Annotated in this window: 27 protein-coding genes; 5 read left to right on the top strand and 22 right to left on the bottom strand. The window is 29.1% G+C overall.

Annotated features, from left to right (window positions below):
* Nucleotides 1-139 precede the first annotated feature (139 nt).
* The 5 genes from NSQ92_RS25435 to NSQ92_RS25415 all read right to left on the bottom strand — a co-directional run bounded on the left by NSQ92_RS25435 (nt 140) and on the right by NSQ92_RS25415 (nt 8,493).
* Entirely contained in the window at nt 140-814 is a 675-nt protein-coding gene (locus NSQ92_RS25435) for a hypothetical protein (protein WP_341123887.1), read from the bottom strand.
* A 339-nt stretch (nt 815-1,153) separates the two neighbouring features.
* Nucleotides 1,154-1,909 carry a hypothetical protein gene (locus NSQ92_RS25430; RefSeq protein WP_341123886.1) on the bottom strand — a complete coding sequence of 252 codons (756 nt, stop codon included), beginning with the start codon at nt 1,907-1,909 and terminating at the stop codon, nt 1,154-1,156.
* Nucleotides 1,910-2,098: 189 nt separating this feature from the next.
* On the bottom strand, nt 2,099-4,198 hold the full coding sequence (locus NSQ92_RS25425; RefSeq protein ID WP_341123885.1) for a KAP family P-loop NTPase fold protein: 2,100 nt from the start codon (nt 4,196-4,198) through the stop codon (nt 2,099-2,101).
* A gap of 229 nt (nt 4,199-4,427) precedes the next feature.
* Nucleotides 4,428-7,565 (bottom strand): metallophosphoesterase family protein, encoded by a 3,138-nt coding sequence (locus NSQ92_RS25420; protein WP_341123884.1) that lies wholly within the window; start codon nt 7,563-7,565, stop codon nt 4,428-4,430.
* A 775-nt stretch (nt 7,566-8,340) separates the two neighbouring features.
* Nucleotides 8,341-8,493 (bottom strand): hypothetical protein, encoded by a 153-nt coding sequence (locus NSQ92_RS25415; protein WP_341153317.1) that lies wholly within the window; start codon nt 8,491-8,493, stop codon nt 8,341-8,343.
* A gap of 213 nt (nt 8,494-8,706) precedes the next feature.
* Between NSQ92_RS25415 and NSQ92_RS25410 the strand changes: the two genes are divergently transcribed.
* Nucleotides 8,707-8,892, top strand: a complete 186-nt coding sequence (locus NSQ92_RS25410; RefSeq protein ID WP_341123898.1) for a hypothetical protein — start codon at nt 8,707-8,709, stop codon at nt 8,890-8,892.
* Between the two features lie 589 nt (nt 8,893-9,481).
* Here the strand turns inward: NSQ92_RS25410 and NSQ92_RS25405 are convergent.
* The 14 genes from NSQ92_RS25405 to NSQ92_RS25340 form a co-directional block, all read right to left on the bottom strand.
* Nucleotides 9,482-9,796 (bottom strand): hypothetical protein, encoded by a 315-nt coding sequence (locus tag NSQ92_RS25405; RefSeq protein ID WP_341123882.1) that lies wholly within the window; start codon nt 9,794-9,796, stop codon nt 9,482-9,484.
* A 21-nt stretch (nt 9,797-9,817) separates the two neighbouring features.
* Nucleotides 9,818-11,413, bottom strand: coding sequence for an NlpC/P60 family protein (locus NSQ92_RS25400; RefSeq protein ID WP_341153316.1), 1,596 nt, complete (start codon nt 11,411-11,413; stop codon nt 9,818-9,820).
* Between the two features lie 398 nt (nt 11,414-11,811).
* Complete coding sequence (locus NSQ92_RS25395; RefSeq protein WP_341152933.1) at nt 11,812-11,955, bottom strand: hypothetical protein; 144 nt, start codon at nt 11,953-11,955, stop codon at nt 11,812-11,814.
* Nucleotides 11,956-11,970: 15 nt separating this feature from the next.
* Complete coding sequence (locus NSQ92_RS25390; protein ID WP_152112338.1) at nt 11,971-12,426, bottom strand: hypothetical protein; 456 nt, start codon at nt 12,424-12,426, stop codon at nt 11,971-11,973.
* A 265-nt stretch (nt 12,427-12,691) separates the two neighbouring features.
* Nucleotides 12,692-12,946 carry a hypothetical protein gene (locus tag NSQ92_RS25385; RefSeq protein ID WP_016204214.1) on the bottom strand — a complete coding sequence of 85 codons (255 nt, stop codon included), beginning with the start codon at nt 12,944-12,946 and terminating at the stop codon, nt 12,692-12,694.
* Nucleotides 12,947-13,061: 115 nt separating this feature from the next.
* Nucleotides 13,062-13,388 (bottom strand): DUF4257 domain-containing protein, encoded by a 327-nt coding sequence (locus NSQ92_RS25380; RefSeq protein ID WP_016204213.1) that lies wholly within the window; start codon nt 13,386-13,388, stop codon nt 13,062-13,064.
* A 295-nt stretch (nt 13,389-13,683) separates the two neighbouring features.
* Entirely contained in the window at nt 13,684-13,929 is a 246-nt protein-coding gene (locus NSQ92_RS25375) for a hypothetical protein (RefSeq protein ID WP_328283185.1), read from the bottom strand.
* A gap of 30 nt (nt 13,930-13,959) precedes the next feature.
* Nucleotides 13,960-14,133: an aspartyl-phosphate phosphatase Spo0E family protein gene (locus NSQ92_RS25370; protein ID WP_016204211.1), complete on the bottom strand. Its 174-nt coding sequence runs from the start codon at nt 14,131-14,133 to the stop codon at nt 13,960-13,962.
* A gap of 40 nt (nt 14,134-14,173) precedes the next feature.
* A complete protein-coding gene (locus tag NSQ92_RS25365; RefSeq protein WP_144545656.1) occupies nt 14,174-14,794 on the bottom strand; it encodes a thermonuclease family protein in 621 nt (206 codons plus the stop codon).
* A gap of 185 nt (nt 14,795-14,979) precedes the next feature.
* The gene (locus NSQ92_RS25360) at nt 14,980-15,153 is read right to left on the bottom strand and encodes a hypothetical protein (RefSeq protein ID WP_186325669.1); all 174 of its coding nucleotides are present in this window, start codon (nt 15,151-15,153) and stop codon (nt 14,980-14,982) included.
* Nucleotides 15,154-15,165: 12 nt separating this feature from the next.
* A complete protein-coding gene (locus NSQ92_RS25355) occupies nt 15,166-15,354 on the bottom strand; it encodes a hypothetical protein (protein WP_047944802.1) in 189 nt (62 codons plus the stop codon).
* Nucleotides 15,355-15,419: 65 nt separating this feature from the next.
* Nucleotides 15,420-15,719 carry a hypothetical protein gene (locus tag NSQ92_RS25350; protein WP_047944801.1) on the bottom strand — a complete coding sequence of 100 codons (300 nt, stop codon included), beginning with the start codon at nt 15,717-15,719 and terminating at the stop codon, nt 15,420-15,422.
* Nucleotides 15,720-15,774: 55 nt separating this feature from the next.
* The gene (locus NSQ92_RS25345) at nt 15,775-16,002 is read right to left on the bottom strand and encodes a hypothetical protein (protein WP_341123879.1); all 228 of its coding nucleotides are present in this window, start codon (nt 16,000-16,002) and stop codon (nt 15,775-15,777) included.
* A gap of 212 nt (nt 16,003-16,214) precedes the next feature.
* The gene (locus tag NSQ92_RS25340) at nt 16,215-16,517 is read right to left on the bottom strand and encodes a hypothetical protein (protein WP_016204207.1); all 303 of its coding nucleotides are present in this window, start codon (nt 16,515-16,517) and stop codon (nt 16,215-16,217) included.
* A 147-nt stretch (nt 16,518-16,664) separates the two neighbouring features.
* On the opposite strand from NSQ92_RS25340, the gene NSQ92_RS25335 reads away from it, so the two are divergent.
* Nucleotides 16,665-17,009, top strand: coding sequence for a helix-turn-helix domain-containing protein (locus NSQ92_RS25335; protein WP_171510432.1), 345 nt, complete (start codon nt 16,665-16,667; stop codon nt 17,007-17,009).
* 274 nt (nt 17,010-17,283) lie between these two features.
* Here the strand turns inward: NSQ92_RS25335 and NSQ92_RS25330 are convergent, their stop codons facing one another.
* Nucleotides 17,284-18,093 (bottom strand): Shedu immune nuclease family protein, encoded by an 810-nt coding sequence (locus NSQ92_RS25330; protein WP_341123878.1) that lies wholly within the window; start codon nt 18,091-18,093, stop codon nt 17,284-17,286.
* Between the two features lie 114 nt (nt 18,094-18,207).
* Here NSQ92_RS25330 and NSQ92_RS25325 point away from each other — a divergent pair, with 114 nt between their 5' ends.
* On the top strand, nt 18,208-18,681 hold the full coding sequence (locus tag NSQ92_RS25325) for a hypothetical protein (RefSeq protein ID WP_341153315.1): 474 nt from the start codon (nt 18,208-18,210) through the stop codon (nt 18,679-18,681).
* Nucleotides 18,682-18,992: 311 nt separating this feature from the next.
* Nucleotides 18,993-19,634 carry a hypothetical protein gene (locus NSQ92_RS25320; RefSeq protein WP_341123876.1) on the top strand — a complete coding sequence of 214 codons (642 nt, stop codon included), beginning with the start codon at nt 18,993-18,995 and terminating at the stop codon, nt 19,632-19,634.
* Nucleotides 19,635-19,998: 364 nt separating this feature from the next.
* Here NSQ92_RS25320 and NSQ92_RS25315 read toward each other — a convergent pair whose 3' ends face one another.
* Nucleotides 19,999-20,979 (bottom strand): helix-turn-helix domain-containing protein, encoded by a 981-nt coding sequence (locus tag NSQ92_RS25315; RefSeq protein WP_341123875.1) that lies wholly within the window; start codon nt 20,977-20,979, stop codon nt 19,999-20,001.
* Nucleotides 20,980-21,113: 134 nt separating this feature from the next.
* Complete coding sequence (locus NSQ92_RS25310; protein WP_341123874.1) at nt 21,114-21,437, bottom strand: hypothetical protein; 324 nt, start codon at nt 21,435-21,437, stop codon at nt 21,114-21,116.
* Between the two features lie 283 nt (nt 21,438-21,720).
* Here NSQ92_RS25310 and NSQ92_RS25305 point away from each other — a divergent pair, with 283 nt between their 5' ends.
* Entirely contained in the window at nt 21,721-22,884 is a 1,164-nt protein-coding gene (locus NSQ92_RS25305) for a tyrosine-type recombinase/integrase (RefSeq protein WP_341123873.1), read from the top strand.
* The last annotated feature ends 212 nt before the right edge of the window (nt 22,885-23,096 follow it).

Raw genomic sequence — 23,096 nt, 5'->3', positions numbered from 1 at the left:
TTATTGTTGTGTAGGAAGGTTCTTATCTTTTATTAAAATTTTATCCTTTATATTTATACTAAATATTAATACTAAGTTATTTATATTATTTCTTCTTCAACTTAAGCATCCTTCTGTGTAAGTACAAAGTTTCATAAATTTATTCTAAGATAAAGCCATTTGTTAACAATTTCCCTAGGTTTATTGTGATTATCTTCTCCTTAGCTGATTCTTTAAATATAAGTAAGATTTCATCTGTACAAATAACTTGTTCTTTTAGAGGAACTATTAGACGAGAATCATTTAGAAGTTCCTTGAGCCTATCTTTGGTAATATTTATCGCTAAGAAAACCCCTTTTTGATATTCATATTTGTTTATAAACTGATCGATTTTCAATATATCTTTTTTCATATCTTTTATAGTAAGGCTAGGGTTGGCTTTAACTTCGATAATTAAGCCATTATTCATTGTATTAGGTTCATGTACTAGGAAGTCAGGATAATATATTTTATCGATACTTTGTACTTCACAATATTCTTCAATTTCACTACCTATTGGCCCTTTGCGGGGTTCACCTTGCAATATCCATTCTTCGGTCAGTTCATTTTGTTTTTGTTCCATTATTTTGCGAAATTGATGATAAAGCTCATAGCAGAATACTCTCTCTTGATGCCTACTCAAATACGGTATTAACTCTTTTCGGTCATCCTGGGATTCAATCTTATTCTCATGATAATTAAGCATAGAATCTATCCAAGCCTTATTTCCATAATAAACGTCTTCGACATTATTGATTGCTTTTCGCAAAAAATCTATATATTTACCAATATGCAAGTAATCATCACTCCTATATTATTTATGTACCAAATTCTTTGTCATAAATTAAGCAGAAGGTTTACTCTTCATTGATTAAATCTATTCTTAAGAAATATTAATAATCTATGAGAGTAGTAATAACTTCTTAATGCACCTTTCCCTTACTCTCATAAGGCAGATTTCACTAGTACATAACTATGCACTTAAAATATTCTTTCTCGTTTTCGACAAATCCCAAATCAGATTCTAATACAAGTTATATTGCGGATAATAGTTTCATTTCACAGAGAGATTTTAATTGTTCGCTATATATTAGAATTGTTTCATTTACCTAGTTATCTATTAATCCAGAATACTTTATTTAAATGTTTTTGGATTCTCTATAAATTCAATTCCAGCTAATTGATAGCGATAGAATGCATTTTGGCCATCCCAACCATTCTGCATATTTGTTGAAGGTAGAGAATTATCTTCTTCCTTTGTCACAGTACAAGTATAGTAATATCTCATTAGCACTTTATAGATTTCATCATAAGTTAATATTTTTTTTCTTGCTTTTTCCACTAGCATATTTAAATAAAGATTTTTGGGTATCATATGTTCAAAAATTAGTTTGACCTTTTCTTTTTGATGCATAAGGAGTAACGCTTGAGGTGTAATAAAGTCAGTCATACTGTATTTGCCATTATACAAGCCTTTCTGACGATGAAAGCTCTCAGTTAGATAGTATAAGTCATCCCCTAACCCTTTAGGACTTAAATGGTGTTGCTTTAATCGTTCATCGCTTATTTGGAGCTTTATGTAAATAATTTGCTCCAAATTTCTGCTTAAAAACTCAATGAATTCTATTCTGGAAAATTCACTTTTTTGGAGCGTATTTAGAGCTACCAGTTGTTGTTCCCTTTTAAGATTAACATCATCACTTAATTTACAAATTTTGTAAACATTTCCATCTGTGTGCATATAACTAATGTTATGCTGAATTCCCTTATTGACGATTGACCAGGGAATCTGTTTTCGACGTAGTTCTGCTTTCATAAAATGTGCTGCCTTTTGAATTGTTGGAAATTGTGCAAGTTTCTCATTATTTTTGAATATAATAACTGCTTTCATGCTAACTCCTTATTTATCATGATTTAGACGTTTATATTAGAGCTATTGAAGCCTCGATAAATATATATAAAAATTATAAAGTAAACCATTCACTTGTTTATTTTGGTAAAAGATAATAAAGGGTAAGATTCTTTAGATCTTATCAATTTTACTGTAAGTTGTTAATCTATTATCCCTCTTACTTTTGATTTATTGAGGATTATTATTAAGCCAAATAAACTGCCTTGCTAGCAATTCGTTTCTTTCGATATCAAAGGATGATGGATACTCCTCGTCATTTGGTAATAAAGGGTATTTATCAAGTAAATGATCAATTATAATTTGTGGGTCTATTAATCTGCAAACTGCCTTATAGTTATCTATTTCAAAATCTCCTCTATTTCTCCCACTGTAGGAAACAGGCGTATATCTTTCTAGGAATTCAAAAACAAAAAATTCATCTTGCTGAAGTTTTTCAATCAAATAGTCCGTAGCTTCATTATCTAAACCGTAGTCATTCCATATAGCAAACATGTATGCTAAATACTCGCTCGCTCCCTTAGTTTTACCGCCATATAACCTACTTGCAATGATTTCTGTTAAATATCTTGCAAGTTCTTTATAGTCGTTTTCAGAAAGTAAATTCTCATGAGTGAAATTTTTATTATTTTCTTTTTCTGGATTTAATAATATAAATGTTTCGATAGAAAAATCTAAATTATCTATACTCTTTAAAATATATCTACAAATAGAAAGTCTTAACTCACTGTCTTTAACAGAAGAAATACACCCAACAATTACATATGCCGCATTACCAAACTTAGTATTTCGCATAAATCCGTCAATTATTGGCAAATCATTTGATATATTAGCTAAAGCTAAGGCGATATGTTTAACCTGATTAATCGTGAACCATCTAGTCTTGCGTCTTAATTTAGTCATTATTGATTCCCTATTTTGTTCGGTAATTATCTTATTAAATTTTTCTTTAACTTTTATTTCATTTAAACTATCAGCAATTTTTAGCAAGTCATCCAGAACCATATCTGAAATATCTTTATTATTTACTGAGTATGAAAAATATCTTTGGAAATAGTCTTTTGCAGAAATTCTTTGTTTTAAACTCAATTGATCTTCTTCTTCACCAATAGAAAAGATTGTATAGATACTATTCAACTGGGGAAACAAGTATTTTAATAGATTCAACATTCCTTCAAATTCTTCATTATCTAGACCTTTTAAAGCTTCCTTAATTCTTTGAACTTTTTCTTCTTTATCTGTTTCTGAACTAGTGTTTTCAGATAAAAACAAATCTTGGTTATCCCTTATGAAGGAATAGATTATTGGAGTAAAAACTCTTATCCCTTCAATTAGCATTAAATCAACTACATTCACTTCACCTTTAAGTAAAGGTAATGAAAAGGTAAGAATATTCCCATATAATTTTGCTTGCCTTGGAGTACGAAGAAATAACTCCAAACTAGTTGTAAAGTAATGATAAAATTCCTCTTTTTCACTATAACTTAAGTCTATCTTATTTTTTTCAAGAATATGTTTTAGTTCATTCAAACAGTAATCCCTTAAATTTTCTAAATCTGCTGCTGGTAATTGTAATGGAACTTGTATGATTTTTTCTAAGAAAGAGGCTCCTGTGAAACTGCTGCTATAAGAATATTTATCTTGCAATGCTGAGGTTACAACCTCTTTATCAAAGGCAAGCACATATGCTGTATATTTAAAATCAGCAGTCAATTTAATAAGTCTAAATAAGGAATGTATTTCATTTTTATCTAAACGGTCTATATCATCTACTAACACAACAACTCTTATCTGCTCCTTATTCAGCTTTTCTTCTAGTCTAGTTTTAAGTTTATCTAAATTAACCCCGTTAGCTAAAAATGGGCTTACACCTTCAGCTATAGTATTAAAACCAGTAGCTTTTGCTATGGGAATACCATATGTATTAATTAGATTAGATATTTTATCCTTTTTTGTTTCTAAAGAGCTATCAATTGCGTCTGCTAAATAGTTAAAAAAGTTTATTAGCATCGTTTCTTCTGTTCCAAACCTCCATGGATTAAACTTTAGACATACTATTTCAGTATATGGTTTTAATTCATTTTCTATGAAGTTGAACACCGATGTTTTACCTTCACCCCAAGCTCCATTTATTCCTATAACAATACTACTTGGGTCAGTCCTTCCAGATATAACTTCAGCAATTCTCTTTGCAAATGGATACCTATTAAATTTATCTTCACTCAAGTCCATTATTGGTGCATCTGAAGAGTAATTATTAGTGTCTTCCAATATATCATCCCCCGAATAATTTAATTACTATATTTTGATTTTTGCCTAGGTGGTATCTAATTAAGGTAATATCATAAAGCCTTAGAATTAGAGCTAGTAAAAAGGTCAACCAATAACTGGTTAACCTTTTATACTAACTCGTCGTTTAATTGACAATAACCAATATAATATATTCTGGATAACATTCTCGTTTAGATTATTACGCACATACTTTATAGAAATTGAATTTTTATCTTAATACACTATTTTCTGCAGTAGTAATTCTATACATACTTTGAGGCTTATACTGGATTCCAACGCTAGAACAAATTTTTTGTTGTTCCTTAAAATCAGTTTTAAACATATACAGATGTCTTTTTACAAAATCTCTTAATAAATCTTGACCAATTTTATTATCGTTTAATAATTTATATAGATTTTTTATATCATCATATGGAAATTGATCATAATGTTCAAGTTTAATTGCGGCATTTATCAATCTTGCAGAATTAATATCTAGAACATCTTCAACTTTTCTTAATGTTTCATCTAACTCCTTAGATCCGACAGATAAAGAAACCTTCATTATTGTACCGCTAATAACTAATTTTGACATATTATATAAGATTCTTTTGGATCGCTTTGTAATTTCTTCATTTGATAAATTTGCATCTCCCTCTTTAGATATTATTAAATCTGTAATGAATTCAATTAAACTATCTTTATTATTTTTTAAATCCCCAATTATAGAGTTAGCTGTTCTTAAACCGATTGTGAAGGCTTCGCTACATAGGTTTTTCTTTTCTTCGCCCTTCATAGATCCATAATAATTCTTTAAAATTTGGCCAATTAATTCAATCATTTTAAATGCTTTATTCATTTCATTTATAATTTGAAGCTGATGGTTTTCAACATCCTCTTCTGATTCCTCATTGAAGTCATCTTCTGATTCATCTATTTTTGAGTCATATAAATTATCCGCACTTTTATTAACTTCATAACGGTTCGTTTTTACATCAATATCATGAATTACCATTGCTGGAATTGAATCCATAAAATCATTAATAATGCTAACATCTTCATCAAGTCTTAATTCAGTTAACGATTCAAAAATACCTTTTGCAGCCTCTTTCACTCTGAACATTATGGATGAATCTTTAGATAAATGAACTAAGAACATTAATATATTTGCATTTTTTTCTACATATAAATTCTTGCAAAGATTTGCAATGATTTTTTGCTCTTCTTCCTCTTTAACATTCTTTGCTAGATATTGAGCTATAAAATAATAATATATGTAAGAATAAGAAAACCTAAATCCGTCATTATGACTTTCCAGAATTTTTGCTCCTAACAATTTTTGCTTATAAATTGTAAATGGCAGTTGCTCATTCGTTAAATCATATTCTAATCTATATTTATCATGAAATTTGTCCCATTCAAGTGGTTTTATTTTCTTTAACTTGAATTTATAAAAGTAAAATGCTAATTCCGTCAAATAATTATTCATCGTTTCAATATCTTTGTTTTGTATCTGTATTTTCATCAATGCTTGCTTAATTAAGACTTCATAATAATAACCATTTGTGCTTTTATCTAAGTTATGTTCTTTACCACTTTCAAAGGTCTGCAGCATAACTAATATATATAACGGAAAAGTAGGAATGTAATTTGAACCAATAACCGAATTTACCATTTTTTCAAATTGATCAATTATGCGGATTTCTTGTTCCTCATTCAAGCTCTCTTCCTGACCTAATTTTACCCATTTACCAATCAACTCAGCTCTTTTTACATATCCAAACTCCGATAATTTAAACTGTCTTATCTTCAAATTTTCTATTGTTGTTGTTCTTAATTGCAGCATTTCTTTAATATTTGAAACTGAATCAGAAAAAAACACAATGTTATTAAACCACTTATTAGCATATTCTAAAAATTTTGTTTTCAATTTATCATTCAATGCTGCCTTCTGCCAATTATCAATGATTAAAACTCTATCATTTCTTTTTAATTGTAAATAACGTTCATAATTGCTTTTTCCGTATGTATCCCATACTGGTTCTTTCAGTAACTTTATCATATCTTTAATAAGTGCAGGTTTAATTCCTTGACCATCAATAAGAAGCGGATAATATCCTAGTTGATAAAATTCATTAAAGTACTTCTTGGATAACGTCGTTTTTCCTGATTCCTTTTCTCCAGTAATAAAAAAGTGTGTACTTGTATTTAGTTCACTCAATATGTGATCAGCATTTTTTTGTGATGTTACCTCATTATTCTTTTCTTGATAAAGCAACTCTTTCATATGTGGATAAACATAAATATCACTAATACTTACGTCCTCTACTCTGGGATGAGTAAGCGGAATTTGCAAATTGTTTATTTGATTTAAATAACGATCTGTAGGTTCTAATATTTCTGAATTATTACCTTTAACTGAGTGATTGTACTGCAAAGTGTTCTCCCAATCAGTTTCCATAATTCTTGAATAAATATCACCCTTCCAACCAATACAGACAACCTTTTGATGTTGATTTTCTAAATTAAAATGAATTACATTATAAGATGAGATACTATCGTCCCAATTCTCTTGAAGCGCTCCTCCTTCATGGTACTGAATTTTTCTTTTATTCCAATATTCAACAGTACTATTTTCCCCCGCATGTTCATGACCGCTTAATATAATATCTGAAGAATTTTCAATTGATTTACGAAATGCTTTTCTATTATCAGGGTCTAACCAGTTATCAGGATGATGTATTAAAGTTATATTTACATCTCCTAAATTATCTTCTATAGAATCTAACATATTTATAGGAAATATCATTTTCCCTGGATTTTCTTGTAATTCTGAAATCCATGAATTATTAATAAGATTAAAACAAATTTTTTTATTTTCTAAGATTAGAGTTACTTTTTCAAATAATTCATTTTTATATACTAATTTACAATTTTTCCAATCCTGATGAAATATCTCTTTAAATTCTTCGAAATATTTCTGCTGTTTTATCATTTTTATAATTGATTCTTCAATTGGAGAATCTTTCTTTTTTCTTACATCTTCTATGAGTATTTTGCGAGGTTTTTCAAATTCTTTATTGCTAAAATCACAATCATGGTTTCCTGGTATAAATAAAAACTCAACTTCTTTATTTAATTCATCATATATCTCTTGTTTTAAGTTATCAAAAAAGGAAAATGCCTTATTATAATATTGATCTTGCAAACCTGAATAAGCTATATCACCAGTAACACAACATACTATATAATCCGAATCTCTTAAGTTTGAAATTACAGATCTATAAAATTTGTCCAGCTTATCCTCAAGGGAATTATGCTCATTTTTAAAGTGTATATCTGAAATATGTAAAATTGTAAATATCATGAATTCACCCACCCTTTTATATAATCTCTTGAACTATCTCTAACCATTACAAAAGTTCTCCATTATCCTTTAATATAAGGAAATTACTTATCAATAATTTGATATTCTCTCTATTTTAAGTACTTTCGATAACACTAACCACTTCCTTTGTTGTCTTTGACATGTAAGTCGAATCCACCAAAATAATTTAAAGATTTATCATCTAATTTTTCTATTCAAATTATTAAGTGATTAAATAGAGGATTGGACATGTTTTTTATAAAAAAATACTTGGATTAAAAGAACGATTGAAAAATACATTAAAATCCTTTAGAACACCAAAGAACAGCAGTCTCAGAGAATTTATTATTATAATTTCATTGCTCTCTTCGCTGCTTCATTAGCCTCACGTTGCTTTAAATTTCCCTGTTGACTCTGTTGTGTATTAATATTATATTAAGCCTGTTTACCTGCAAGTTTCCAAGCATAATCAGCTTCTTAAAATTAAGTATATTATACCATGTTCCATACTAATAAATGGAAGATTACTTACTAGTTTTTCCTATATACATATATTCTTTTTAAAATCTTTGTTTTCTTTTAACTTTTGAAATATTCCTCTTGTATAAATTGTAACTTTCACTTTTCTAGATAGATATTTCCCATACCTCTCCTCCTTCAATAGATAGAAAAATTATAGAAACACGATGAGAATAATTTCCCCTCTACTAATTAATTTATTTTCTACTATTGTATATTATTATTTATTGAAGGTAGTGTTCTTGTACAGCTAAAGTTAGTCAACATTTACTTCGATAAAAATTGTAGTAGTTAAAATGCCCTCTGCAGCAGTAAACGGTAAAGCTATAAACACACCATATGAACCCCATTCCGAAGGAGCATCATATAATTTCATAGAAGCATGAAAAATTATCAAATTAAAGGTCAAAGTTATCCACTTCTTACTTGGCATATAACGGGTACAAATCCGGAAAGATATGGTTATCGATATTTAACTTGCAAAATGCCCTAAAGAAGAAACCGAAACATAAGAAATAAAGAAATGAGGTTATAAATGATGAAGATAGAATGGAAAAAAGAAACTATTATTTTTTAAACTTGAAGAGAATCAGAGGTATGGGCTGATACTTTAGCAAACGAAATACATGGTAGAACAATAAATGGATATATAACACCAGATTATAAAATAGCATATGCTCTTTCATTTTTTCTAGCTTCTAATCCTGATTATGTTGTTCATACAGAAAAGAGTTTCAATATTCATCCAGGATTAAAGGTAGAGGATTCATTTATTTATAAAGTTTGGGTAACTTTTAATAGTAAATAAATCATATATGAGGTGAATCTATATGATTAATACCTACTGAAAGCTTCTACATGTCAGCAAAAAATTTAGATTTTCTTTCATTCATTTATTTTTTGACGCTTTAACTTTTTTCAATTTAGTTTACTTCATTGGAAAATACATTGAAAAAACTTCTTGGATAATTAAAGGAAATTACTACTTAAATTCTCCATATTGAACATGGATTTGTAATATCGTATGTTGAAAAGAAACTCAAAAATGGAATTTTTATCTGTTTTCGAGTTTCTTCTCTTTAAAGCATCTAAATTTCCTCGTTCGTAGTAACATTTAGTTTTTTTAATAGTTAGTGTTACTTCTTTTACAAACGATATTTAGTTATTCAACACTTAGAAAAAACAATGAAAAGTTAAGTAATAAAATTTATGCAAATTTTGTTGCTTCCCAAGTACTTCTCACTGTAATTATAAATTTATAGATGAATGATTAAACAAAATCAATAGTAATTAAAATAGTCTTTTATTAATTATTTTTTTATGGGTGGAGGGTAGAAATATAATGAGATTTATCAACCTCATTGTATTTAAAAATTTTTAGAATTCATAGCTATCTTCTATGTTTGCATTTCATATATGTCTTCGCTACAAGTTAAACAGCTTCCATAAGCATCAGGTTTCACCCCTTTAAATGTCAGTCTTGCAGAGACTTCAATAGCAGAGATTTTAGATTTGCAAGGAATGTAATTAACTATACATCCTCCAATTTGACAATAGGAAGTTTGAACAATCCATCCTAATTCCCCATCATATAAAACATCAAAGACATATTGTTTTGATTCAATTATCAACTGAATTTGATTCTCTATTCTTACTATTTCATTTGCTAATTTCTTTGCATTATCTATCATTTTGCTATTTTTACTATCCATTTCCCATTCCTCCTCATATAATTAATGGGAAATTCTTTTAACTCTTCCATTAAACTTTTGATTCCAATAGCCATTAGACATATCTGCAATTGCAACTCCGGTAGAGCTTTGGGCGCCGATGAATTTCCCTTCTCCTAAATAAATCCCAACATGCCCATCTTTTTTATAAGTATCAAAGAATACGAGATCTCCTGGTTTAGCAGCTTCATAATTAACCGCATTCCCCATTTCTTTAAGAGTGTCTGTTGTCACTCCGGTTCTATTGCCTAAGGTTACTCCAACTTGTTCAAATGCCCAATGAACAAAGCTAGAACAATCAAAATACCCTCTACTTATATCCTCTTTGCTCCTTCCTCCTCCAAATACGTAATAAGAATTATTTATCCACTTATATCCTACTGTTGTAACATCAATCCCACTATTATTATTGATATTTAGATCGATTGTAGATATGTCCTTTTGGAACTTAAAGCTCTCTGCTAACTTTATAACTTTATCAACATACCAATCTGCATGGTTATAGGCCCATATTGCCTTCTCTTTGTTATTTTCAAATCCATGAGAAGCTAAGTAATACGCTGCGCTTGCAATGCTGTCCGCTGGATTCCACGGGTCTGCTTTTCCATCATTATTAGCATCAATTCCAAACCCGTTTCCTCTTTTTATGGTTTCTAAATCGGTGATGTCTATATCTTCAGCTACTAATCCTCCACCAATATCGTACTTAGATCCTACCCATGAAGAAGGCATAAATTGCATAGGTCCTATGGCTCCAACACTGGATTCCATGGAAATATGAGTGGAAAAGGAGGTTTCTACAGCATGTATAGCCGCTAAGTAATACCATGGTATGTTATATGTCTGTTCACCATAAAGATAATATGGCATATATTCTTCTGGTACCTCTTTAGATGATGTAATGCTTTTTTGGTAAAAATCACTTTCAAATCGTTCTCCATTTACCCTGGCATTTTCATTAGTAATAGCGGCTTCAATCATCTCTTTATCCTTTGATAAAGTTTTGCTTTTTAATTCTAATTTTTCTTTTTTTTCTTTATAAGTATCCTCTTTTTCCTTCAATGCATCTATTAACTTACTGGAAGCTTCCTGTTGTTGTTGCAATTGTTCATTCAAATCGCTAAATTCATTGAGTAATGTTTGTTTTTCCATTAAATACGTAAAATCTCTGTTCAAATCTTCTACGAAATTAAAGTTCTTTACGTTCTTCTTTATAATAATATCTTCATTTATCCCGGCAAAATTATCCGAAAGAAAGGGTAGATCATTCACCGAACTTTTCTTTTTTTCCCGATATTCATGTTCTTTCGCGGCCAGTTCATCTTTAACTTTTTTTACCTGCTTTTTATTTAAGTCTATTGCTGTTTTTAAATGATTTAGTTGCCTTTTTTTTAAAACTAATTCATTTTGGGTTATATTTATAGCCTTATCCATCTTTACAATTTGTTCTTTCAAATTTTTATTATATTCATCAATCGAATCAATCGTTGTTATTTCTTTTTCACTCTCATTTGCAGCAACATGGATTGGTCCATTTATCAACCCTATGGATAACCCAATAGCAGAAAGAAAAGTGATACTTTTAATTTTACTACTCATTTTAACCCTCCCCAAAAAATAACCCCAAGAATACATAGAAATGAATGTCTCTCTATGAATCTTGGGGTTATCCCATTTGAATTTTCAATTTGTTCAACATATTCATGTATTAACACTTTAAATAATCAATTAAAATTAGGATTAATTGAGGTAATGCTAGCACAATGCCCATATTCAGACCAAAAAGTACTTTTCCTATACACATTTACTTCTCACTCTCTATCAAACCTTTGTTAAATCAAGTGATTACTTTCTCAAACATTACTCTTTGGTAGATAAAGCTACTGCTAGAATCCCCAAATACCCTTTTGTCGAGCTATTTCTTTTTTGAATACGGTTTATCATCTCAACAAGCGTTTTTTTCTCTTCTCTACTACTTTTTTCTATAATTAATTCTGCTAATTCTTTACTCTCAATTTTTTTTTAATAAAGGGTATTTCAATATATTCATATTTACTTAATTCATATCTAATTACCATATCTGTATAATCTGTAGGAAATTGAATAAAGTCGTTTTTAACTAATTCTGAAGATAGAGACATTTGTTTCTAAGCCCCCTATTCTACTTCAGCAATTGTGTCATTAATCGCATTTGCAAATTCTTGTAAATTCCCTCTTTCCAGTATAGAAATCTCAATAGGTAAAGCTACCCCTCCATTATTCGATACATTTAACGAACAAGTATAACTGTTAAACAAGGGAACAATACCGATAAGAATAAGGACTAATCCTATGAAAAAATCACCATTAACAAAAGAAGGAAGTCCTAATATGAATGTAAAAAACAGACCAAACAAAAATCTCTTTAGATGAAATTTTGTTGATGTTGAAACACTAGCTATGTTCTTTAAGGACATAGTAACTTCATTTTTTCCTATAGGCATTAAACCTAAAACGGTATTGCGATCATACCCTTTAAACCGTTTATTAGTTAATAATAAATCTGTTGTTAACCATCTTAATAAAACATTCGTACAGTATGTGCCTTCTTTCAGTTTTTTCTCTCTTTCCATGACGCTTTTTCTCCTTTCAACAAAAAAATCCCCCTAGAATAAGACATACAGTTTATATGTCTTCATCTAGGGGGATTCCCTCTTCGTTATTTATATAGGTAAATTATAGCAACCATATAACGAAAAGTCTAGTTGTTATTAATTTTCATTAATTAAATGTTCCTTTATCCTATAAGCACTTTTATTTTCTTATTTTCATAAGAATCGTGCTTATGTACTTATCAAAAACAAAACAAAAAGAAGAGATTATTAATCTCTTCTCTGTTCAGTAAGATGATACTTTTCTTAATCGCTTAGGGGATCTTCTATGAAATATCCTTCTATCTTCCTGTAAGGAAGCTGCTTGCTCTTTATTTGAACCTATTGATTCATAATATCTTTTTTTAGCTTCATTAAAAATCTCTTCTATAGCCTTAGTTATCTTATCCATTTGGCGTTCAGTAATACAATCGTCTAACTCTACCATTAAATCATTAACTTGTTTTTTTTCTTCTTCCGTTAGGATATCATTCAGTTTCATGATTTCTCTCCTCTCGTCTATCTTACCTCGACTATATTCTATGCTCTTCTGCACTATACTACGATTATTGTTATAAATATTATAACATATCGAAATCATGTTGAAAAAATAAACACTACAGATCCTGATTTATCTTTCTGTTTATTTCCTCTATTCTGCTTTCCTTCTTTGATTGAAGTGATTCTTCAACTTTAATAATTGCATTTTCACCTACATATCCACCTAAGATTGATGTTAAAATTACTCGTTCCGTTCCATTTGGATCACTGAATAAAATCGTAACAATAGCTCCAACAGCTCCAAAACAACCATCCAATAAGAAACCCGGATAGAATGTAAGTTTATTATTCCTCGGTTTTTTTATTGTCCCATACCTCTTTGCGTGAGTTAAAACTCCCATACCAAATCCAATACAACCAGCCAAAATTATTTTATTTAACATGCCTATTCACCTCTCTTGAAAAATTTGCGCAAACACAAAAAAGCCTTTGAGGCAATAGACAATAAATACATGCGTTACATGTATTATGCCTATTAGCCCAAAGGCTGCGTGTTTATTAGTTAAGACGCTAATCCTAAATAGGATTGCCAAAAAAGAAAAAAGAAAAAAAGGTTATACATTTATTATACGATTTTCTTTCTTATAACACTACACAATTTAAAAAGAGATAGTAAACCTATCCCTTTTACTAGATATAAATTTTCAAGTCTAAGAATTTTTATTATTTGATCACTTCTCACCATAAATTAAAATCCACATAATTTTTTGCTGACTTTAATGTAGAAAATATTAGTCGTACGTCTCCCGCTTCTTCTAATGGAACGTACTCTCCTCCTATAAATGGATAAAACATACCAATTATCCAACCGTCCCCATCTGGATTTTCTAGAACCAGATACTTAGGTATTTCATCACCATAATAAGTAATTGTTTTATGATAGCTAAAGAATCTATTAACGTCTTCTTCTCTCCAATCTATCATTATGTCCCCTCCTAAACTATTCTTACCCTCTTAACAAATTCTAACTTCTACCGATTCATTTTGGTTCATTTGCTGATATCTTAGTATTAATTCATCTAACTCTTTACTCTTCTTTATTGCTTCGGGAGAATTAAATCCCTCTGAGAATGCAATTTTTAACATTTCTTCTCTTACCCGCTCTATTTGATCTCTTAGTTTATACATGAGTATTCCTCCAATTTTATTGTTTTAGAATATCTTTGTATTACTTAACAAAACCATTTAAGTCAGTATCTGCATAACCAGGGATGCTCCAAATATTTAATTGTTTTTCTTTTGCTATATTTTCTGCATCCTTATAGACATCAATAAATTCATATTCATCAAATAAGTAAGCTAATTTAACATATCCCTCTTTTAATAAATATGACTGAATACTAATTTGATCTAAAAAGACATGCGCCAAAATTCTTCCGTACTTATCCTTTTCATCAGCATTAGGATCCAATTGATAGGTAATTTCCTTTCCTTCTATAAGGTTAGCCAGATATTCCTTACCTTCTTGTCCAAATGGCTCATTCTTCCCTTTTGTAATTTCAGGTCCATTTATTCCGATTAACCTCAAAGCGGTATACTTATCTGCTTCCAAAACTAAAGTGTCAGCATCTATCACTTTTTTTACTATAGCTTTGTGTTTTTCTGTTTTAATATCAGCTGCCTTTTCACTAGAACGATTGACATCATTAAAGTACTTCTTAAACGAAATCTCCTTTTCTACCTGATTATCAGTCTTGTAGTTCTCTTTAGACTGGTATGTAACTAGGCTATCTGTTGAACATCCACTTAATAAAAATAAAATAAATAAAGTGGAAATAATCTTTTTCATCTAAACCCCTCATTTCCAAAAAAGAGAGCACTCCAATATACTAAGACTTTACTTAGTAATTGGGGTGCTCCCATTTCTCAATATATTATATTCACTCTTCTAATTTCCTATATATTTATAATAAGGATAAAAATAGAAAAATTCAACCCAAAAAAAACTAAACTCTCCTTTCAGAAAAGGCAAAGCTAAATTGCTTCTATATCCTCCATGATTTTCTTAGTTTTTTCATTATTATTGATTCCACTGGCCATGGAATACCACCAAACTAAATCTTTTCTTCTTTTCTTATTATCTATTCTTGCTAACTCCATAACTAATTTAGTCACAACTTCTTTTTCTTCTTCAGTATAACTAATCATTAAATAATCCTCCTATATAGATACTTTTTTGGTATTTATATCTGCTAGTAATTCATTTTCCATTAAAGTTAATGACAAAAGTGTTAAATCATCTATTTTTTCATCATCTTTATTTCGTGTGATCCCCTTTTCTTTTAGGAATTCGATTATTCTTTTTCTCTCTCTTTCCACTCTTATATGTATTTCACGATCGTAATACATCTCAGTTCCTCCATTTCACCTGTACCAATTATTACTAATATGATTCCAAAAAAATATCAGAATTTTTAATTTTCTTCATAGTAATCATCAGAGAAATCTGGTACATCCTTTTGGTTTTCACAAATATTTTTAATCTTTTCGATATCAAATAAATAAGAAACCTCTTCGCTAATATCATAATCAAACTCATTTGCAACAAATATAGCCGCTTCTTCATTTTTATAGATCATTAAACGAAATGAACTAAACTCCGATTGTGCCTCTTCAACATATAATCCATTATGCGTGGAAAATTCATATGTTTTAAAACATGAAGTTTCAACTTTAAAGTTCACCTGTTCTACAGTATTTATTAAAGTTTCCATTCTTTTGCCTCCCTTTTTATTAAAAAAACCAATGATAAATGCCAACTGATCTCTTTTAGAAAAATGAAATCTGTCCTGAAATACTTACTTTAAATGTAACCTCACTTTTCTCCCTTGTTTCCTCATTAATTTCAAAAGGTGTTTTTTCGTAGCAACCAAAATGAGCCTTCTTATTGTTAAAACGAGAAACATAAAAATAATCCTTACCATTTTCAAATAAGTAATAACTCATTCCAGGCACTAAGTTAGCACTATCTGCTTTTCCTAAATATTTCCCCTTCATTAATTACATACCGCTCCTTTCAGTGATAAACACAAAAAAGCCTTTGGTCCTTTTATTAACCTAACAAAAATATTGTTAAGTAAAAATCAAAGGCCCAAAGGCTTCGTGTCTATTAGAATATGCTTATCATAAAGATAGCTAAAAATAAAAATTACAAAAAAATGTATATATAAATTCTAGTTGATTATTTTGAAAAAAGCAATAATTACTGATTATTTACCACTTAATTTCTTATATTGGTGGGAATTTACACAGAACTCTTTTATTATCTTTTCTAGTTGCTCCTTTGTAGGATGAACAATACTCTTAGTTGTATAAATTTTTTCAATAATTAGTCCCCCACCATACACTAGCCTCACTTCAACAGTTCCGGTTAGACTAAATCTTGTGACTTCAACTCTTAATCCATACTCATTATCCTGAAGATAGTATGTAGTTTTCTTAATTTTATATTTACCATGCGAAAATGGTATAATGGTTTCTTTTTTCTTAATATAGTAGTTTTCTTCATTCATGGGAAATCCTTTCTGTTACTTATTATAGTAATGTAGAAATTCACCTGTCTTTTAATACTTATAAATATTATTCTACTTATTTTTTTGAATATAAACTACTGTATAGTATTTCCATTGTTTTTTACCCTTATAGAAAGAGGTGAAAAAATGAATAACTTAGTAAAAACCATTGGAGAAAGAGTCCGTTATTTCAGATTATATAGAGGTTTTACACAAGAGGAACTAGCTGAAAAGGCAAATATTCACTATACATATATTGGTGGTATTGAAAGAGGAGAAAGAAATATCTCCCTGGAAACGCTTAACAAAATTACGGAAGCTCTTGAAATTTCACCTACTGATTTATTTGCACAAAACTACTTAAAAAAAGAAACTGATAAGACATTACTATTAAAGCTTCATCAGGAATTATTAAGTACAAGAAGTACAGAAGAGATAATAATTGTCCATCAATTAACCCAAAACATTTTGCAATTAATAGATAGAAAATGATATTTATAAAACATTTGTAGTTAATCCATATTTCTTTATGTAAGCAGACATAACCGTTTAAATAGATGAAATGGTTTTAAAAAGTAGTTGTCCTGTAAAAAGGATAAAACAAAAGTATAAGAGCCTCGATACATTTCAATGTCCAGCAAGGCTCTTACAGTTAATTTTATTGATTTCTATACTTTAAAAGGTATTTCAGCAGCAGATTTATATCATAAAGAGTACCAAGAATGTGGATATTTATTTAAAAGTTTAATAGTAATTTCATGAAGTATTATAACTTTGTTTTATTGGACTTAAACCTCTGCCTAGTTTCTTCGGTATATTTGTTATTATGACTTAGAATATTTCCTACTTCCCATTTTTCTATTTCGTAACCTTGTTCAATTAGTATTTTTTTTTGTTCTGCCTCTAATTTTAAATTTGCTGGCGTTAAATAAGCAAATATACTTGTTTCTAAATTAGAAGGAATCGATTTCACTTGATACCCTTCACGCCAATGGGATAGAATCATTTTCCCATAGTTATACCATGCTGATGTATATTCTGAAATTAACGAATCAAAAGTCATTACTCTTATGTCATCATTTGTCTTTTGTGCAAACATCCTTGTTCTTCTAATATCATTTTCCTTTTCAGAGTTTCTACCATATATTAATACATATTTAAACCTAATTGGTCGATCTTCTAAGGGTTTTTTTAGAGGGGCTATTCTGTTTAATATTTGTGTAGGATTTTGTTCAATATACGCTTTCCATTCGGTTATTTGATCCATTGCATTATTAAATTTGGCACTAAACTTGATTTGTTCGTTATTATTTGTAAATATTTTTTTCTTGGGGTCTTCTAATTCCACCAAGACTAAATGCCAGAAATCTGTCGATTTAGTTAGAAAAGCAAAATCTGAGATAAGTCCATCACTTATCTTAAATTTTGTTATTATACTATTAAAGTGCAAGTGATGGTTTAATAAAAAAGGGGTCGAAATAAGTTCTGTATTTTCTTCAAGAAAATTTTGTATATGATTTTCGTTTAATGAAATGTCATCTAATTTATGTTTAAAACGTTCAATCAAATCACTCAATATTTTCTCCTCTTTCCATTTTAATATATTCTAATTATACAATAACCTATATACAATATAGTAACTTCAAGAATGACTAAAATAAAGGCAAATGAAAACAAGGAGGAGCTAAATATGGATCTAGAAAAATTATTTAAAATGTGGGTAAATCATCCAAAAGAAGGCTTTGGAAGAACTAATTTAGATTTTACAGATGAATGTTGGAAAAAAGTTATAAAAGATATTCAGATTTGGGAGAGTAGTGACAATAAAGTAGCAAACGAGTTTGCAAAATATTTGAAGTATACCGGCACATTAAGAAGAGTTCACCTAAATCTTGAAAAAGTGAATTTTAATAATCATTATGTTTCATGGACAGCAGCTGAAAGACTAGAAGATATATACTGGTTTAAATCATCGATTCCTCATACAATAATTACAGCAGAAGCAACAAAAGAGAATCCAGGGATTAGTGTTAAGGGGTTTATATCAGCTATGAAATTGGAGATTCCAAATTTTGAGTTAAACTCATCGGCTATCAGAGAAGAGCATGAAGTGATTTTTCCATTACAAGAAAAAACAATATTAAGAATAGAAAAAATAAAATAGAGGTTATATTAATAAAATTGATAGGAGAAATTCATGCTATAAAAAGTCGTTTTCCTATATTATTAATGTATCGACTTTTTTATTAGCATATTAGGGCAATAGATTTATGAACCAAAACAAATTTTCATTGGATCACTCCCTATCATATCGTAATTTATCATTAGAATTACTTGTTCCACTAACCTTCTTTTAGTGGATGAAAGATTTCTAAACCACTGGTTTGATTCTTTTTAACTAACTCCCTTCATTTACGATATTTAGTATTATTTTAAAGTTTTCATAAACAAACACTTGAAATGAGGTATTTCAATATGAATAAATATAATTTAGTTTGGTTACTTTCTGAATATAGACTAGAGTTAATTACACTATATTCTAACGAAGTAGAAAATTTTATAGAATCAAAATTTGATGAATTTATACAACAAGCAGATGAAGCAACAAAGGGGCTAAGCGAAGATGAGAAACAAAATTATTATGAATATTATTATGATGACTTGGCATTAGTACGGGATGAATATCCAAGTATTCTAAGATACTCAATTATTACTGCAACATATTCTAGCCTTGAGCGAGCATTATTTAGAATACATTATCAGCAATCAAAGGATAGACATGGTTTCAAGAAATACAAAAAAAACAATTCCGATCTAGATGCCATATTAGAATATATAACAATAGAAATGGAAATAAATATCCTTCATTTAGCAGATGAATTAAATTTTATACAAAGCTTAAATAAAGTTAGAAATAATATCGTTCATAGTAATGGAAGAATATTTGATGATAATAATCCTAAGCGAATTGAAAAAATTATTAATAAAAGTTCTAACCTAGAAATAAACTCAGGACAACTTGTGGTTAAGAAAGAATATATAGATGAAATGTTATTTCACGTTAATAATTTTCTGACGTCAATTTATAAAGAATTAGAAACAAAACATCCCTTCTAAAAAATAGGAGGGTTAATTCTCACCTTTCTAGATTCATGCATTTTGGTGTAATATGAATTCACCCTACATTTTCTTCTTATTTTCCCTCCAGATAAATTTATCTAAGTAACCAAAAATATTTTTTTATAAATGTTATATTTAGTGGTAATTCTCTGAGGTTTATTTCAATTTAACATGCTCCTTTAGTGCTATAAAAAAACTGCATATGGCAGCTTTTTTAAGTCTGGGGTGATTGTATATTATGTATATGAACGTTAAAATTAAGATTAAATTCATGGAACCCCAAATGGTTTCAATTTGTTCATTTTAAATCTCAATATATCAATTACCGCTGCCTATAAATATGTTTATCCAGAAAAAGATATTAGTTATTTTCATTAACATATTCTACAAGAATTTTAGAAACCAACTCTTCCAAAGTCAAATTTCTCTCAGACGCAATTTGTTTCAAAGAATCTTTAACATGAGATGGTATCTCTATAGATAACACGTCATATTCAGAATCTATAAAAATCCCTTTAATCGTTGAGATTATGGAACCTTCCACCATATATTCCTTAATAATTTTTATCGTATCTTCATCTAAAGTATCGTAAGGGAAACAATATGGTTTAATTTCTAACTCTATCTTTTCTTTATTTATGTTCATCTTCATATTTGTTGGAGTGATATATTCATAACATTTATCTAAGAAAGAGTATATATTAGATTCAACATTATTTTCGTAAGGGAACTCAAATTTAGCAAATTTCCTTTTGGAAATTATCGAACCTCTTTCAATTAAATAAACCGGTTTAAAACCATATTGCTCAATTTTCGTATATGGAATCTTATTTCCACTAGCAGTTAGTAAAAAGTAATCTTCATCTTCCCCAACCATCAATCTGCCATGTTCTTCACTTCTTTCATGAATAAACAATTGAAACCAACCTTGTTTATTTGGTTTGGAATAAAACTCTTTGTTATTTCTACTTCTAACATTTTTATAATTTTTTTGAAAACGTTCAAGCTCCGTTTGTTTAATAAAATATAATTCCCTACCTCTATAAACTTTTTTCTCTGCAGTAAGTTTACCATCCTTTATATAGTTAAATACCGTTACAGTAGATACACCTAATTGTGTAGCAACTTCACCGGTGCTAAGTCCTGGCTTTTTTAATTTGTCTTTTACCTCTTCTACATCATCAATATAAAAGTACTTCGTATTGTCAATTTGCCAACTTTTTTCATTCACTGCAGTTAATATGCCTTGTCTGGAATATGATAAAACTGTGTTCTCAGCAACACCTAATAATTCCGCAGCCTGTTTTGTAGTAATTTGCTTTTTCTTATCTTCTTGGCACATTTTATTCTCCCCAACTAATCATTATTAAAATAGTGTATACATATCATTTAATATTAACACAATATTATAATCTATTTATATGTTACCATTTACTATAGTCAATATTCAATTGGGGAATAATTCTAATTTATGTATTAATTCTCACTTTGTTTACAATACTCACTAGCATTCTCTAAAAAATCTGTAATACATTCTTCTACCTTTTTTCTTGTTGGTTTTTCTAATGTAATACTTTTAATAGTTTTATCAATAACTACCCCTCCTCCCCCTATCAATAATTTAATCTCCACTGTATCTTTTTCTCGACTCAAACTTCCTCTTTTATCTACAAATCTACTAACTTGCACTCTAAGACCATATTTGGATTTTTGTAAGAAATAAGTTTTCACTTGCACTTCATATTTACTTACAAAAAAAGTACTTTCATCTAATGCTCGGTATAAACTTTCGCTAATCAAAAAATCCACCTCTTCCTTTTATCATTAAACAGATTATAATATATATCTTAATATTAAACAAAGGTTTAATGTATATTTTATATAAAGAATATGATACCTACTATTTTATATTAAAACGTATTTTAAGTATTATCTTTATTTATATGTATATATAGTAGACAAATAAATGATTTTTCTACTAATATAGGAGTAGATATTAAATGTATTTAAATTTACTTAATAATGAATTACCTACAACCAGATAATTACTATACTTTTAAAAAATGACAAAAGGGGTGTGAAAATGCTAGAAAAGGAAATTTCTTTCCATTCGAATAAAAATTCGTTAGAATTTACAGGAAGTCAGTCATCCATCGCATCGTTTTCAAAAACACTAAAAGATCCATCAGTATTTCAAAATTTACCTGACGAGTTAATCATTATGGAGGATGTATCTAAAAATAAGGAAATAAATGACTTGGAAATGATGTATTTATTTTTACACCAAAAGAAAGATATGGATATACGAAAGAATAAAATGGAGAACACCATCGAAGAGTACAGCAGAGATTTACTTATCATGTATAAACAGATAATAGAAAATGCTTTTTCCATTGGATTAGATTTAAACGCACAGCAAAATCCTTATCAGATATTCAAACTACTCAATCATGTACATATTAGAAAATTTCAAGAGTGGTTAGCTGCAGCTCCGTTAGGGAAGGGGAAGAAGCCATACGCAGTTTCTACACTGAGTCGTAAAATGGTAGTTCTTAAAGGATTTCTTTCTTTTTTGTATAAAACAAAGTATATAGAAGTTCCGCTGCATGAAAAAATGTTGAGTAGTAATGTGCGGGATATTGATCGGCCAGATAGGGATTTAGGAAAAAATGAGGTAGTGCAGATATTGGACTATTATAAAGACCATCCCATTGTTCATTGTTTACTAGCAACCTTAATTACAACAGGGCTTAGAATAAACGAATTATGTCATAGTAAAATATCGGATATTTCTTATGTGGATGGAGATTACTGGTTATATGTATTAGGAAAAGGGAGACATGAAAGAGAGGTACTCTTACATCCATATATAATAGAAGAAATACGGAAATTTCGACGAACAAGACGGTTAGATTTTATATTAGATGGTAGTGATAATTCGTATATTTTTATGACGAACAAAGGGAAACCATACAATTATAAGTATTTATCTAATTATTTAACAAAAAAAATTAATGAAGCGGATTTACCTTTCATCAAAACAAGGAAAAATCCAATTACACCACATACACTAAGACATGCTTTTGCACAAATTAGTTCTGATCAAGGGGCGAGTTTGGATCAAATTAAAATTGCATTGGGGCACAAATCGATTCAAACAACATCTATTTATCTGCAGAAGAAATCAAGAAGAGAAAACAATGCGGGGCATGCTTGGAAAAATTCAAGAATAATTAACTCATTGTAACTAAATTAATTATTTTTACATTAGCTCTGGTAAACTTAAATGTTGAAAATATAAAAAAGGGAAGCCTATTCAGAAAGGTTTCCTTTTTTATATTTTCAAACTTACTCTAAAAAAAAGTTTCTATATAATGCTTTGATTAGATAACCCACTGTTCCAATTTTTTGACTCCGTAATTATAATAAAGTTCCTCAATCTCAATTGAAAAAATTTTC

The sequence above is a fragment of the Niallia sp. FSL M8-0099 genome (assembly GCF_038006945.1).
In the GTDB taxonomy this organism is placed as follows: domain Bacteria; phylum Bacillota; class Bacilli; order Bacillales; family Cytobacillaceae; genus Niallia; species Niallia circulans.
This window is presented reverse-complemented; position numbering and strand designations above follow the sequence as displayed.

Bases quoted from the DNA above. Each gene is read 5' to 3' on its own strand.
- NSQ92_RS25430 (WP_341123886.1), bottom strand. From the start codon at position 1,909: ATGAAAGCAGTTATTATATTCAAAAATAATGAGAAACTTGCACAATTT.
- NSQ92_RS25420 (WP_341123884.1), bottom strand. From the start codon at position 7,565: ATGATATTTACAATTTTACATATTTCAGATATACACTTTAAAAATGAG.
- NSQ92_RS25405 (WP_341123882.1), bottom strand. From the start codon at position 9,796: ATGGATAGTAAAAATAGCAAAATGATAGATAATGCAAAGAAATTAGCA.
- NSQ92_RS25400 (WP_341153316.1), bottom strand. From the start codon at position 11,413: ATGAGTAGTAAAATTAAAAGTATCACTTTTCTTTCTGCTATTGGGTTA.
- NSQ92_RS25395 (WP_341152933.1), bottom strand. From the start codon at position 11,955: ATGTCTCTATCTTCAGAATTAGTTAAAAACGACTTTATTCAATTTCCT.
- NSQ92_RS25390 (WP_152112338.1), bottom strand. From the start codon at position 12,426: ATGGAAAGAGAGAAAAAACTGAAAGAAGGCACATACTGTACGAATGTT.
- NSQ92_RS25385 (WP_016204214.1), bottom strand. From the start codon at position 12,946: ATGAAACTGAATGATATCCTAACGGAAGAAGAAAAAAAACAAGTTAAT.
- NSQ92_RS25380 (WP_016204213.1), bottom strand. From the start codon at position 13,388: ATGTTAAATAAAATAATTTTGGCTGGTTGTATTGGATTTGGTATGGGA.
- NSQ92_RS25375 (WP_328283185.1), bottom strand. From the start codon at position 13,929: ATGATAGATTGGAGAGAAGAAGACGTTAATAGATTCTTTAGCTATCAT.
- NSQ92_RS25370 (WP_016204211.1), bottom strand. From the start codon at position 14,133: ATGTATAAACTAAGAGATCAAATAGAGCGGGTAAGAGAAGAAATGTTA.
- NSQ92_RS25365 (WP_144545656.1), bottom strand. From the start codon at position 14,794: ATGAAAAAGATTATTTCCACTTTATTTATTTTATTTTTATTAAGTGGA.
- NSQ92_RS25360 (WP_186325669.1), bottom strand. From the start codon at position 15,153: ATGATTAGTTATACTGAAGAAGAAAAAGAAGTTGTGACTAAATTAGTT.
- NSQ92_RS25355 (WP_047944802.1), bottom strand. From the start codon at position 15,354: ATGTATTACGATCGTGAAATACATATAAGAGTGGAAAGAGAGAGAAAA.
- NSQ92_RS25350 (WP_047944801.1), bottom strand. From the start codon at position 15,719: ATGGAAACTTTAATAAATACTGTAGAACAGGTGAACTTTAAAGTTGAA.
- NSQ92_RS25345 (WP_341123879.1), bottom strand. From the start codon at position 16,002: ATGAAGGGGAAATATTTAGGAAAAGCAGATAGTGCTAACTTAGTGCCT.
- NSQ92_RS25340 (WP_016204207.1), bottom strand. From the start codon at position 16,517: ATGAATGAAGAAAACTACTATATTAAGAAAAAAGAAACCATTATACCA.
- NSQ92_RS25335 (WP_171510432.1), top strand. From the start codon at position 16,665: ATGAATAACTTAGTAAAAACCATTGGAGAAAGAGTCCGTTATTTCAGA.
- NSQ92_RS25325 (WP_341153315.1), top strand. From the start codon at position 18,208: ATGGATCTAGAAAAATTATTTAAAATGTGGGTAAATCATCCAAAAGAA.
- NSQ92_RS25320 (WP_341123876.1), top strand. From the start codon at position 18,993: ATGAATAAATATAATTTAGTTTGGTTACTTTCTGAATATAGACTAGAG.
- NSQ92_RS25315 (WP_341123875.1), bottom strand. From the start codon at position 20,979: ATGTGCCAAGAAGATAAGAAAAAGCAAATTACTACAAAACAGGCTGCG.
- NSQ92_RS25305 (WP_341123873.1), top strand. From the start codon at position 21,721: ATGCTAGAAAAGGAAATTTCTTTCCATTCGAATAAAAATTCGTTAGAA.